General features: G+C 44.7%; 10 protein-coding genes, 1 tRNA gene and 1 pseudogene. 3 read left to right on the top strand and 9 right to left on the bottom strand.

The annotated features are described in order from the left end of the window. Nucleotides 1-145 precede the first annotated feature (145 nt). Nucleotides 146-1,186: a translation elongation factor Ts gene (tsf, locus tag K1J10_RS08965; protein WP_223356933.1), complete on the bottom strand. Its 1,041-nt coding sequence runs from the start codon at nucleotides 1,184-1,186 to the stop codon at nucleotides 146-148. Between the two features lie 79 nt (nucleotides 1,187-1,265). Continuing rightward, a complete protein-coding gene (rpsB, locus tag K1J10_RS08970) occupies nucleotides 1,266-2,048 on the bottom strand; it encodes a 30S ribosomal protein S2 (protein WP_135782968.1) in 783 nt (260 codons plus the stop codon). Between the two features lie 440 nt (nucleotides 2,049-2,488). Between rpsB and K1J10_RS08975 the strand changes: the two genes are divergently transcribed. Further along, nucleotides 2,489-2,559 (top strand) — tRNA-Cys (locus K1J10_RS08975). 139 nt (nucleotides 2,560-2,698) lie between these two features. Here K1J10_RS08975 and nusG read toward each other — a convergent pair. The 3 genes from nusG to rpmG form a co-directional block, all read right to left on the bottom strand. After that, nucleotides 2,699-3,235 (bottom strand): transcription termination/antitermination protein NusG, encoded by a 537-nt coding sequence (gene nusG, locus K1J10_RS08980; protein ID WP_135782969.1) that lies wholly within the window; start codon nucleotides 3,233-3,235, stop codon nucleotides 2,699-2,701. A 183-nt stretch (nucleotides 3,236-3,418) separates the two neighbouring features. Continuing rightward, nucleotides 3,419-3,595 carry a preprotein translocase subunit SecE gene (gene secE, locus K1J10_RS08985; protein ID WP_135782970.1) on the bottom strand — a complete coding sequence of 59 codons (177 nt, stop codon included), beginning with the start codon at nucleotides 3,593-3,595 and terminating at the stop codon, nucleotides 3,419-3,421. Nucleotides 3,596-3,604: 9 nt separating this feature from the next. Continuing rightward, on the bottom strand, nucleotides 3,605-3,757 hold the full coding sequence (gene rpmG, locus K1J10_RS08990; RefSeq protein WP_006595433.1) for a 50S ribosomal protein L33: 153 nt from the start codon (nucleotides 3,755-3,757) through the stop codon (nucleotides 3,605-3,607). A 126-nt stretch (nucleotides 3,758-3,883) separates the two neighbouring features. Between rpmG and ypfJ the strand changes: the two genes are divergently transcribed. Beyond that, nucleotides 3,884-4,804 carry a KPN_02809 family neutral zinc metallopeptidase gene (gene ypfJ / locus K1J10_RS08995; protein ID WP_223356934.1) on the top strand — a complete coding sequence of 307 codons (921 nt, stop codon included), beginning with the start codon at nucleotides 3,884-3,886 and terminating at the stop codon, nucleotides 4,802-4,804. 72 nt (nucleotides 4,805-4,876) lie between these two features. On the opposite strand, the gene pbp2a is transcribed toward ypfJ, so the two are convergent. Further along, nucleotides 4,877-7,108 (bottom strand): penicillin-binding protein PBP2A, encoded by a 2,232-nt coding sequence (gene pbp2a / locus K1J10_RS09000; protein ID WP_223356935.1) that lies wholly within the window; start codon nucleotides 7,106-7,108, stop codon nucleotides 4,877-4,879. 183 nt (nucleotides 7,109-7,291) lie between these two features. On the opposite strand from pbp2a, the gene K1J10_RS09005 reads away from it, so the two are divergent. Further along, nucleotides 7,292-8,176: an RluA family pseudouridine synthase gene (locus K1J10_RS09005; protein WP_223356937.1), complete on the top strand. Its 885-nt coding sequence runs from the start codon at nucleotides 7,292-7,294 to the stop codon at nucleotides 8,174-8,176. Between the two features lie 1,608 nt (nucleotides 8,177-9,784). Here the strand turns inward: K1J10_RS09005 and K1J10_RS10830 are convergent. The 3 genes and pseudogenes from K1J10_RS10830 to K1J10_RS09020 all read right to left on the bottom strand — a co-directional run. Then, a pseudogene (locus K1J10_RS10830) lies at nucleotides 9,785-11,473 on the bottom strand (pneumococcal-type histidine triad protein); the annotation flags it as partial. A 9-nt stretch (nucleotides 11,474-11,482) separates the two neighbouring features. After that, nucleotides 11,483-12,421 carry a metal ABC transporter solute-binding protein, Zn/Mn family gene (locus K1J10_RS09015; protein ID WP_223356941.1) on the bottom strand — a complete coding sequence of 313 codons (939 nt, stop codon included), beginning with the start codon at nucleotides 12,419-12,421 and terminating at the stop codon, nucleotides 11,483-11,485. A gap of 87 nt (nucleotides 12,422-12,508) precedes the next feature. After that, on the bottom strand, nucleotides 12,509-12,697 hold a 189-nt coding region (locus K1J10_RS09020), incomplete at its 5' end, for a hypothetical protein (protein WP_223356943.1).

The following is a 12,697-nucleotide window of genomic DNA, read 5'->3' on the forward strand; positions in this document are numbered from 1 at the left end:
GTTTGTGTGAATACTTACAGTTTACCCCAATGAAACGCTATGAGTTTTTTTGTTGCACTATATTTTACAATTTATCACATAAAATAGCTAGATCACTTTATCTTACAAAAAAGAGGTTTCGATCGAAACCTCTTATTTTTAATTCTTAGTTGTTAAGAGCTGCTGCCATTGTAGCTGCAACTTCTGCTTCAAAGTCATTTGAAGCTTTTTCAATACCTTCACCAACTTCAAAGCGAACGAATTCAACAACTGAAGCATTTACTGATTCAAGGTAAGCTTCCACTGTCTTGCTGTCATCCATGATGTAAACTTGCGCAAGAAGAGTGTAGGCTTGGTCAACTTTCGTGTTGTCCAAGAAGAAGCGATCCATTTTACCTGGGATGATTTTATCCCAGATTTTTTCTGGTTTACCTTCAGCTGCCAATTCAGCTTTGATATCTTCTTCAGCTTGAGCGACAACTTCGTCAGTCAATTGAGCTTTAGAACCATACTTCAAGTGTGGAAGAGCTGGTTTACCAACCATTGCACGGCTTTCGTTGTCTTGGTCGATCACGTGGTTCAATTGTGCCAACTCATCTTTCACGAATTGCTCATCCAATTCTTTGTATGAAAGAACAGTTGGTTTCATTGCAGCGATGTGCATTGAAATTTGTTTAGCAAGTGCTTCGTCTCCACCTTCGACAACAGAGATAACACCGATACGTCCACCGTTGTGTTGGTATGCACCGAAGTGTTGTGCATCTGTTTTTTCAAGCAAAGCAAAACGACGGAATGAGATTTTTTCTCCGATTGTAGCTGTTGCAGATACGTATGCTGCTTCAAGAGTTTCACCTGAAGGCATTGTCAAAGCAAGAGCTTCTTCGTTGTTAGCTGGTTTACCTTGAGCAATCACTTTCGCAGTTTCGTTTACCAATTCAACGAATTGAGCGTTTTTCGCAACGAAGTCTGTCTCAGCGTTCACTTCAACTACTGCTGCAACGTTTCCATCAACATAAACACCAGTCAAGCCTTCAGCGGCAACACGGTCAGCTTTCTTAGCTGCTTTTGCCATCCCTTTTTCACGAAGCAATTCAATCGCTTTTTCGATATCACCTTCAACTTCGACCAATGCTTTCTTAGCGTCCATGACACCAGCACCAGATTTTTCACGCAACTCTTTAACAAGTTTAGCTGTAATTTCTGCCATTTTGATTCTCCTATATTTTTTTAAAAATAGGAGAGCCGGGCTAAGCCCCGCCCTCCTAGGTAATAATTACTTATTTGAATTAAGCGTTGTCGCCTTCTACAACTTCAACGATTTCTTCGATTGAATCTGCTTGAGTTTCAGTTGCTGCTAATTCAGCTTCAACTGCTGCAACTGCGTCTTCACCTTGACGACCTTCGATAATTGCGTCAGCCATTTTCGCAGTGATCAATTTAACAGCGCGGATTGCATCATCGTTAGCTGGAATGATAACATCGATATCGTCTGGATCAGTATTTGTGTCGACCATCGCTACAACTGGGATTCCCAATTTCTTCGCTTCTTTAACAGCGATTTGCTCTTTATGTGGGTCAACAACGTACATTACGTCTGGGATACGAGGCATATCTTCGATACCGCCCAAGAATTTTTCAAGACGAGCGCGTTGTTTGTTAAGAAGTGCAACTTCTTTCTTAGGAAGAACGTCGAAGATTCCTTCTTCTTCCATACGTTTAATTTCTTTCAAACGAGCGATACGTTTTTGGATTGTTCCCCAGTTAGTAAGGGTACCACCCAACCAACGGTGGTTGATGAAGTATTGACCAGAACGAACAGCTTCTTCAGCAACAGCTTCAGCAGCTTGTTTCTTAGTACCAACAAACAATACAACTGCATCGTTTGCAGCAGCATCACGCATGAAGTCATAAGCTTGATCAGCGTATTTTACAGTTTGTTGCAAGTCGATAACGTGGATTCCGTTACGCTCAGTGAAGATGTACTTAGCCATCTTAGGGTTCCAGCGACGAGTTTGGTGACCAAAGTGTACACCAGCCTCAAGAAGTTGTTTCATTGAAATTACTGCCATGAGTAAATTCTCCTTTTTGTTTTTTTCTCCTCTCCCAGACGTCAGCTTGCAACACGACCACAAGGGCAACGGTGCCACAATGGATCCAGGATGAGTATTTATTGCTTTACGCAACTTTATAAGTATAGCAGATTTAGAAGCTTTTTGCAAGTCATTTGAGAGATTTTCCTGGCTAATCAAATCCTCCTTGCTCACTACTTGCAAAGAGAAAATCTAGGTCCTCGTTTCGATGAAACTCCTCTGCTCGCAAACTTTTTCAGTCACACTCTTTCTCCATCATGAATCAACTAATGATCATCATATTTTCAGCCCCTTTACCTTAAAAATGTTGAGCCTGTCAACAAGGACTTTCCTTATTTATTCTTGTCTCTTTTTGTAAAGTTTGTGAAAAACTTTTTCTTGACCAAATCTGATTTTTAGGTTAAAATAGTATATGTTATGGCGGTATAGCCAAGTGGTAAGGCACGGCTCTGCAAAAGCTTGATCGTCGGTTCAAATCCGTCTACCGCCTTGATGATAAAACTTTATATTGGTTTATTCCTTTATATCGTAAAGCCCTAGAAATAGGGCTTTTTTGTTTTTTGAAGTAGCAATTGAAGGCTACTATAAAAACTCTGGTTAAGACGATTCATCTTAACCAGAGTTTTATCTTATAATTCAGCAATTTGGTTGAGGTTAACTTCAGCAACTGTATCATTTCCGAACATGGAAATAATCATTTTCACCTTGTTATTGTCAATTTCAGTGATCTTACCAGTGTAGTCAGTAAAGGCTCCATCGATAATCCGAACGGTATCTCCTACCTTGACATCAATGTTGAAGTCTTGTACAGTTTGTCCCATAGAAATCAAGATATTGCGAATCTCATCTTCCAAGAGAGGAGTCGGTTTTGAACGGTTCCCGTGAGAGCCAACAAAGCCCGTTACGTTTGGCGTATTCCGAACGACAAACCAAGCTTCATCTGTCATGACCATCTCAACCAAGACATAACCAGGGAAGCGGTTTTCCTCGATTTCTTTTGTTTTTCCGTTCTTTTCAACTTGTACAGTTTGAGTAGGGATTTCTACCCGCAAGATATTTTCCAACATGTTGTAGGTCTGTGCTCGTTGAAGAAGATTTTCCTTCACTTTATTTTCATAGCCTGAGTAAGTCTGCAAGACAAACCAGCCTTTATCAAAACTATCCATTTGAGTTTCCTTTCTGATCTGATAGAAGTCATCGCTTCATCACGATACTAAAAAAAGCCTAGCGGCTCTCGTTTTCCTAGGTCCATTATAACATAAAACTAGAGAAAGCAAAGTAATTTCTTTGTTTTTTTCTGTTCCAGTAAGAAAAAAAGCATCCTCTTGGGACGCGATTTTTCTTGCTTCTTAGAACAAATCAATAATTTGTAAAATACCTTTCGCTACTACGCGGTCGAAGAAATAAATCAAGACTACGAAGAAAGCAGTATACTCAATCACGGAGATAAAGTTTTTCCATCTTTCTTTGCGAGTAGGCCAAGTCGTGTTCTTAAGTAAGACAAAAATATCTCTGATAAATTTCACAACAATCTCCTATCTGGTTTCTTTATGAATTGTATATTTACTACAATGTTTACAAAACTTGTTAACTTCTAGACGTTTTGGTTTTGGCGTCGCACTCAACTTGATTGAGTAGTTGCGTGACCCACAAACCGTACACGCTAGACTTGCTTTTTTTAATGCCATAACGCCTCCATTCACACCATTATAGCAAGTTTTCACTTTTTTGACAAGAACTTCTGCTTTATAGAGACGCATTTTATTTGGCTTTTCCCCATGATTTGGTACAATATAGTAGATAAAGGAGAAATTATGAAAAGCGATCATCTGAAAGAAAGTAAAAATATTGAAGACCGGCGCGGACAGAGCGGAAGCGCTTACTCATCTGGACGCTCGAGTGGCAATATAGGAGGGGGGATCCTCCAAATCCTCCTCTCTCCAGGAAGTTTCAAGAGCAAGATCATTATGATTTTACTGTTGGTTCTTTTGAGTGGAGGAGCTGGCCTGAGTGGCATCTTTAATCCGGAGCAAGCCACTCAGAACTACAACTCCAGCCAAGTCACGCGCCAAGAGCAAACCCAAGTTAGCGACCAAGACACCAAGTTCGTCAGCCAAGTCTTGGGGACGACAGAAGACTTTTGGAGCCAAGCTTTCCAAAAAGAAGGTCGAACCTATCATAAACCGACCTTGGTCTTCTACACCGGTCAAACGCGAACAGGCTGTGGAGTGGGGCAAGCAGCAGCAGGTCCTTTCTACTGCCCTAGCGATCAAAAAATTTATCTGGATATTAGCTTCTACAAAGAGCTCACCACTAAATACAAGGCCAGCGGTGACTTTGCCATGGCCTATGTTATCGCACATGAGGTCGGCCACCATATCCAAAACGAATTAGGTACCCTTCAAAGTTACCAACGGGCCACCCAGGGGAAATCTGAAACACAGAAAAACGCCCTGAATGTTCGCTTGGAGCTTCAAGCAGACTACTATGCTGGTGTTTGGGCCCGCTATATCGAGGAGCAAGGTCTCATGGACACAGGTGACATCGAAGAAGCTCTCAATGCTGCCCATGCAGTAGGGGACGATACTCTCCAAGAGCAGGCCTATGGTTACTCTGTCCCAGATAGTTTCACCCATGGAAGCTCCGAGCAACGCATGCGCTGGTTCAAGCGAGGATACCAGTACGGAGACTTTGAGCACGGTGATACCTTTAGTGTTTCTGATGCAAACCTCTAACACTCTAGTCAAAAAGCCTTCAGATATACTCTGAAGGCTTTTTTGTAGCTTTCATATTGAAGGACTTTCCTTTTAATAGCCAAACCAACCTTTAAAGGTATCCCAAGCATTCTTGGCCTTACCAGGAAGGTCTGCTTCATCGATGGCCTTCTTGGCTTGGTCTACCATATTGGAAGCTTGCTCTTTTACCTGATCAAAGAAGCCTTTGTCATCTGTCTGAGCGTCAGTTTCTGTTTCTTGGCCGACTGGCGCAATCCCATTTTCCGCGTAGGAGTTCTTCTCATCGTCAAAGCTGGTTCCTTCCGTATAAGGCAGGACGCTGTTGGCGACATTGCGGAAGATGATCGAGGCCGTTTCCGCACTGGTCCCCGTCAGGTAATGGGTCTCATCTGTTTTAGGGAAACCTAGCCACTGGCTGAGGACTACATCTGGAGTATAACCGATTACCCACTGATCTCCAGATAAATCTGGGTTGAAGTCGGTCTCTGTTGTCCCTGTCTTCCCAGCCATGGTATAGCCATAAGGAGCTGCGTTGACCCCTGTCCCGTTGGAGAACGTTCCTAGCATCATATTGGTCATTTTTCGATTAACAGAGGTGCTGAGGACCCGGGTAGATTTCTGACTATGACTCTTGACGACCTGGCCACTCGCATTTTCAATTTTGGTAATGAGGTGGGCATCGTTCATGACTCCATCATTAGCAAAAGCCCCATAAGCTTGGGCCATCTCCAGAGGATTGGTCGCAACACCAGATCCGAGAGCCACACCAAGAGAACGATGAACCTTGTCCATATTAAGTCCAAACTTCTTCCCATAATCAAAGACTGTGTCAAGACCTAATTCATTAGCTGTGGCAACTGCCGGTAGGTTAAGGGATTCCGCCAGGGCCTGATACATCGGAACCGTTGGACTAGTTTGAATTCCCCCATAGTTGTTTACGGTGTAATTTCCATAGGTGGTTGTAGTGTTATCCAATTCCATGTTGGTAGACCAACCCTTGGCAACTGCTGGACTGTAGACCACAAGCGGTTTAATGGTTGAACCAGGACTTCTTGCAGACTGGGTCGCGTAGTTGTAGCTTCTAAAGCCGACTCCTTGGTCGCTTCCGACACGACCGACAATAGCACGAACTCCTCCTGTCTTTGGATCCAGGGCCACACTACCTGATTCTGCCCGGGTGCCATCCTCTGCAAGGGGGAAGAGATCCACATTGTCATAGATGACCTGCATGCTGGCCTGGTAATTCTGATCCATTTCTGTATAGATCCGATAGCCATTTTTAATAATGTCTTCTTCCGTCAGGCCATACCGATTGACGGCTTCATTAATCACCGCATCGAAATAAGAAGGATAGCGATAATCTTCTGACTTGCCTTCATAGGCATCGATGAGCTGACCGTGAATATCTACCGTAGCAGATTGGTCTGCTGTGGCCTGATCGATATAGCTAGCAGCCACCATATTCTGCAAAACAGTGTTCCGACGGTTGGTCGCATTTTCGACAGAATAAAGGGGATTATAAATCTCTGGTCCCTTAAGCATCCCTGCAAGAACCGCTGATTGATCGAGAGTCAATTGACTAGCCGACACTCCGAAATATTTCTTAGAAGCATCTTCAATCCCCCAAACCCCATTGCCGAAGTAGGCATTATTGAGATACATGGTCAGAATTTCTTTCTTGCTGTACTTTTTATTGATCTCGAGAGCCAGGAAAAACTCTTTAGCCTTACGCTCAATGGTCTGGTCTTGAGAGAGGTAAGCATTCTTAGCTAGCTGCTGAGTAATGGTTGATCCTCCTCCAGAGCGCCCCGCTGTCAGGATAGCTAGAAAGAAACGGCCGTAGTTGATCCCACTGTTCTTGTAGAAGGTCCGGTCTTCTGTCGCAATCACTGCATTTTGCAGATTTTCACTAATGGCATCTAGCTCAACATAAGTTCCCTTTTGACCTGTCAGACTCCCGGCCTGGTTCCCATCCTTATCGTAAATAATGGTGGTCGCCTTGAGGGCATTTTGCAAATCTGCCACATTGGTCGTCTTGGCAAGATAAAAGAGATAGCCTCCTGTCACCAAACTGAAAATCAAGCCAATGAGCAAGAAGATCTTGGTCAAGTGGTACTTGCGCCAAAAGCGTCTAAAAGGATGCTGAGACAGAGGTTTCTTGTGTTTCTTGTCTGAACGGCTATAGGTCGGAGCTAACTCCTCACCATCCGTCGACAACTCCACCTCCTCTGCAATCTTGGTTGGTTTTTTGTCTCGTTGGAAATGACGAATCATTCCCTCCATCAATTCTTTTAATTTGTTCATAATCTTTATTTTATCACCTTCCCCACGACTAGACAAGAAAGACCTCCGGAGGTAGCTTCTCTTTTAGATTTCTTTAAGCTTCTGCCAAGTTCCAATTCTTAGCTAATCTGAGGATGTTTCTCTTCTGCCGAGCAAGATTGGTCTCGTCTTTTCTTTCCCCTAGCTTTCTGATACAATAGCACTATGCAATACACGATTACCATTCCAAAAGCCTTTCCAACTATGACGGTCAAGGAAGCTCTAGAAGACTATTTCCTCATCCCACGAAAAATTCGCCATTTTTTGCGGACCAAAAAAAACGTCCAAGTCAATGGTCAAGCAGTCCACTGGCAGAGCACTCTTCAGGCAGGAGATGACCTCACCCTGACCTTTGACCCTGAAGACTATGAAGAAAAGTCTCTCCTAGCTGGTGACCCTAGTCTGGTTGAGGTCCTCTACGAGGATGAGCACCTGATCATCGTCAATAAGCTAGAAGGGATGAAAACCCACGCCAATCAACCAGGCGAAGTCGCCCTTCTGAATCACGTCTCTAGTTACGTGGGGGGGCCCTGTTATGTCGTTCATCGTTTGGACAAGGAGACCAGTGGAGCCCTTCTTTTTGCCAAGAATCCCTTTGTCCTCCCCATCCTCAACCGTTTGCTAGAGGATCGGAAAATCAAGCGAGAATACTGGGCCCTCATCCAAGGGAAGCTCCCCCAGAAACAGGTGGTTTATAAAGATAAGCTAGGTCGTGATCGTCATGATCGTCGTAAGCGCATCGTCGATCCTAAAAAAGGACTCTATGCGGAAACCCACGTGACGATTTTAAAGGTCTTCAAACGAACGAGTTTGGTCAAGTGCCAACTCCAGACTGGCCGGACGCATCAAATCCGTGTCCATCTCTCTCATCATGGGCATCCCATCATGGGAGATCCTCTCTACAACCCAGAAAGAGGATCCCGTCTCATGCTCCATGCCCACCGCCTCACCTTGGTTCATCCCTTTACCCTAGAACCCATCCAGGTCGAAGCCTTATCCCAAGGATTTGAAGAAATTCTGGCCCAAGAAAAAAATGGAAATGACCGATAAAAACACCGAATCCATACGATTCGGTGTTTTTTCTTACAGTGTGATTTATTCCTGAGTCTCTCCTTCTACAGGACTTGCTGGAGCATTCTCTTTCTCCCCAGTTACCGTCGGAAGTTCTTCCGAACTGGTTTCTTCTTTTGGATTGCTTGCTTCCGTAACGGATGCAGTAGCTGAATCAGAAGCTAGCGTCTCGCTAGCAAGAGGTGCTGAGGAGCCCTCCACTGTGGCACTTGCTGATGGAGAGGCTAACTCTGCTTGAAAGGCTAGTATAGCCTGTAGCAAGGCTGTCTTGTCACTCTTAGGATTAGCTAGTTGATCAAATAGAGCTTCCAAGCGCTCAAAACTTGCATCACTCGCTCCTTTTTCAAGCAATTGCTTGTGCAGGGCCATCAACTGGTTGTAGAGCTGTTTGTAAAGAGCAAGATCCTCAATCTGAGGGGTGTCTGTTTGCTTTTGCTTTTGCTTCTCAATGGCTTCCCCCACTTGCCGAAGTAGGGTTTGACCGCTGGATAGAGCCTTGCCTGTTTCCTCTTCTTGGCGTAGCTGAGCCAAATGCTCTTCAAATTCTGTTCGCTGACCTTCTTCCACCTGAGGTAAGAGGCTCTCGATTTGGTTCAAGAGGGCTGTTAGCATGTTGGCCTCTTGATGAGCTTCTGTCGCCTTATCCAGCTCCCCATAGACCCCTTTAAGAAACTCGTAAACAGCTAAGTTATAAGAAGGGGCTTCACCTCCTTTTTGATCCAAAACGGTCTTTTCAATCGGGTAGATCGGAGCATGCTCTTGAGAAAAGAGCTGATCAATGGCTTGCTTGGTTTGGTAAAGTTCCATAAAGTGGGCTTTTGAATCCCAGGCTTCTTCAAAGGCTTGAGCACGATAAAGTTTCAAAGCCAGATCTGCAGCTTGAGTGCGTAATTCTGGTGTCAAGCGCGCATCACTCAAGCTTTGGTAGAAATACTTGAGGTAGTCCACTGAAGTCACCCCAGTTCGATCTTGCATCTCCTGAATAGCCTGTAGCAATTGCCCTTGCCCCTCTAGCAACTGACCATTCTTAGTTGCATAAGCTTCTTGTAGTTGAGCCACCAGTTCTTCCTTCTTAAGCTGGAAGGCCTCTGTATCCAACAAACGAACCTGCTCTAGCAACTCTTGGTAACGACGATCCAAGACCGTTTCTTCTATTGGCTTAACCGCTTGGGTAGCATGGATATACTGTTGATCAACTTGGTCGAGACTAGCCAGATAACCTGCTGTCGAATTGCTTGGGAAGCTCTTGACATTCTCCAAGAAGTGCCCCAAAATCAACTCAATCCGTCTTTGTTGCAAAGGATCGGAAGCATAAAGAGTGCGACTTTCAGCTAAGAGTTGGTTGACCTTGGCCTCTACAACCTTCTGGTCCAAGTCTCCTTTTTGATAAGGAGATTGGATGGTAGGTAGGCGGTGGGCTAAGTAAGCGGCTAGGCCAGCCGAGCGAACCTTGATGTAGTGGTTGTGGTCTCCGTGTGGGATGACGAACTGACCATTCTCAATCTGTAAGCTATAAGGAGAAATTCCTGAACGAAGGGCAGTCGTATAGAGCTCGTTAATGAAATCTAGTTCCGGATTGCCCGTTTCAAGCGGAATCCGGACATGTTCCTTCCGAACGGCATAAGGATGGATATGGGTCGGATCGTATTCTTGGTCTGGATTGTTAAAGACAAAGAAGCCGTTCGAAATCTTGATTGCTTCTCGAGGAACTCCGTAGGTTTGGCTAATGTACTGAATCTTTTCTTCATCAGAAGCATCACGAGAGTAAGTGGTCACATCGTCTGTCAGTGGTTTTCCTTTGTCTTCTTGTTGCTTACCAGCCAGAACAGCCTCTGCTGCAGCAATTTCTTGAGAAGAGAGATTCTTCTTGTAGAAATAATGGGCATGGTCCCCGTGAGCGACCATATAGCCCTCATCATCCTTGCTGATGACTTGATCCGCATGAAAGCCATGATCGTGCTCCTCTTCCTGCTTATGGTGATGGTGATGCTCACCCTCATGATCGTGATCGTGCGCATGGCCCTCTGGCTCTGGAATCGAAGGAAGATTTGGTGTCTCTTCAGTTGCAGCACTGCCTCCTTGGGCACGGAGGAATTGATAGTGCCGCGCTAGCTCGCGCTCTAGAGGCGAAAGTTCCTGATAAGGGATAAAGTGGAAATGATCTCCGTGAGGATAGACTACCCCTTGGTCTGTCCATTTGCTAATCTTACTTGGGTCAAAGACTGAACCATCCGACTCCACATGACGAGAAGTCAGAGGTGTCTTTTGCAACTCTGCAAGAAGGCTGGCAAGGCTTGAGGTCTGATGTCCCTCTGTTGACCCGGTAGTCGGACCTATAGGAATTGGAGTCAGAGGACTAGGGGAGAATGGATTTGGAGTTTCCTTTTCAAGGGATGGAGTGGCCTGTCCCTGTGAAGCTTGGCCACCTCTCTTATCTTCTGTTGAGCCTGTTGCTAGGACTTTTTCTTCATTTTTCCTAGACTGACCATGCAAGACGGACAGAGCAGCCGCCAACTCTCCAGCTGATAGGGCACTCTTTGGAATGTAATGATAATGGCCTCCGTGTGGAACAATAAAGCCATCACCTGTATCTGAAATCACATCCCCAGGACTAAAGACATAGCCATCATCCGTCTGGTAGCCACCTTTGCTAGGACGAGTTCCTGAGGTGAGACTTTCAAGAGTCTTGCCTTCCTTCAAGGCTTGACTTGGTTGGCTAAAATCTCGCAGTTTAGTAAGTTTGCGAGAGGAGCCAGTCGCTCCCAAACCTTCCTCTCCTTGCTCCTTGACGATCCCTCCTTTTTTCTGCTCGGCAATTTCTTCAATCGAGCGCACATTAACTGTATGGCGGGCATCTGTCAGATAAAGGTAGTATTTCCCAGCTCGTTTAATCACATAGCCATCCTTGACACGGGTGACGATATCTGCTTCTTGAAGCTGATAAGATGGGTCTCGTAAAATGAGCTCCTCACTAAAAATAGCATCATAAGGGACCTTCCCATTGTAATAGTGGAAGTGATCCCCGTGGGAGGTCACAAAACCATCATCCGTAATTTTGACAACGATCTGTTCTGCCTGCGTATTTTCCTTGGAATTAACCGAATCAATAGTTTCTTCTTTCTTACTGGCCCTTGAGGCTTTCTTAGTTTTATCTCCCTGTAAGTATTGAACCTGATTCTTCTTTTCTTCTTTAACAGGTGCTGGTTGACGAAGGGCATAGGCACAGAACCCAAGTCCTAATGCTGAGACAATCGCAATGGTTCCTTTTTTCTTCATCCTTGCTTCTTACTCCTTTAATTCCTTGGCTAAGACAGCCAAATTTTCTTCTAAATTTTCTAGTAAATCTTTGTTATTCTGGGGATCTGCTTCTAGAGGATCCAAAACCTTGACACGCGCTCCCGTTGCCCGAGCGATACTATCCGCCACCTTGGAGGAAGTGTGCTTCTCGACGAAAATGGTTTTCACCTGATAGTCCTTCACGAACTGCTGGATTTCAGCTAATTGGCGAGCTGTCGGCTCTTGCTCAGGAGAAATTCCTGCAATCCCCAACTGCTTCAAGCCAAAGCGCTTGGCTAGATAAGAGAAGGCAGTGTGTTGAGTCACAAAGGTCTTTTGCTTGACTTTCTCAAAGAGAGGCTGGTAGTTGCTAACCAAATCTTGGCAGCGTTTTTCTAGTTTCTTGGCATTGGCCTCATAGAGGCTCCGATGATTTGGGTCTATCTCTCCTAGCTTTTGGGCTAGTAGACGACCCTCTTCTGCTATTTTAAGGGGATCCACCCAGCTATGAGGATCATACAAACTCTGAGCCCCTTCTCCTTCTTCCTCACTGAGGTTTTCTAGACCAGTCACCTTATCCAAGGTCATCCCTTGACTCGCTTCGATGACCTGAAGCTTGGATCCTTGCAGATTCGGATCTAGCCGCCCCGCCCAGGATTCCAAGGTTTGGGAATGGTAGACGAAGACATCCGCATCATATATCTGGGCCATCTCCTTGGCAGAAGGTTCGTAGTCATGGATGCCCGCTCCTGACTGGACCATCCACACTTGGTTCTGATCACCAGAAATTTCTTTGACCAGAGCATAGATAGGATAAAAACTGGTCACAATCTTGAGCCCCTGTTTCGAACTAGTAGGAGTCGGATTACCCTTGGAGCCACAAGCTGTTAGAAGGAAAAGAAGACTCAGGAAGAGCCCTAGACCTTCCATTTTTTTCCAAAATTTCATAGAATCCTTCTTTCTATTTTCTTAACCGGTTATTTAATCGGTTATTTAACCAGTCAATAATACTCCTTTTCTATTTTTTTGTCAAGTTCATATTGTAATTTTTTCTCTATCACTAACCAAGTCTATCATCCACAGGGCAGTTCGTGCGCCTCCTTTTCCGTCTTGCCATAGCATTACTACTGCCCCTCCAAGATTTGTGCATGATAAATTGTAAAATATAGTGCAACAAAAAAACTCATAGCGTTTCATTGGGGTAAACTGTAAGTATTCACACAA

Origin of the sequence: Streptococcus australis, from assembly GCF_019930045.1 — a bacterium.
Taxonomy (GTDB): Bacteria; Bacillota; Bacilli; order Lactobacillales; family Streptococcaceae; genus Streptococcus; species Streptococcus australis_D.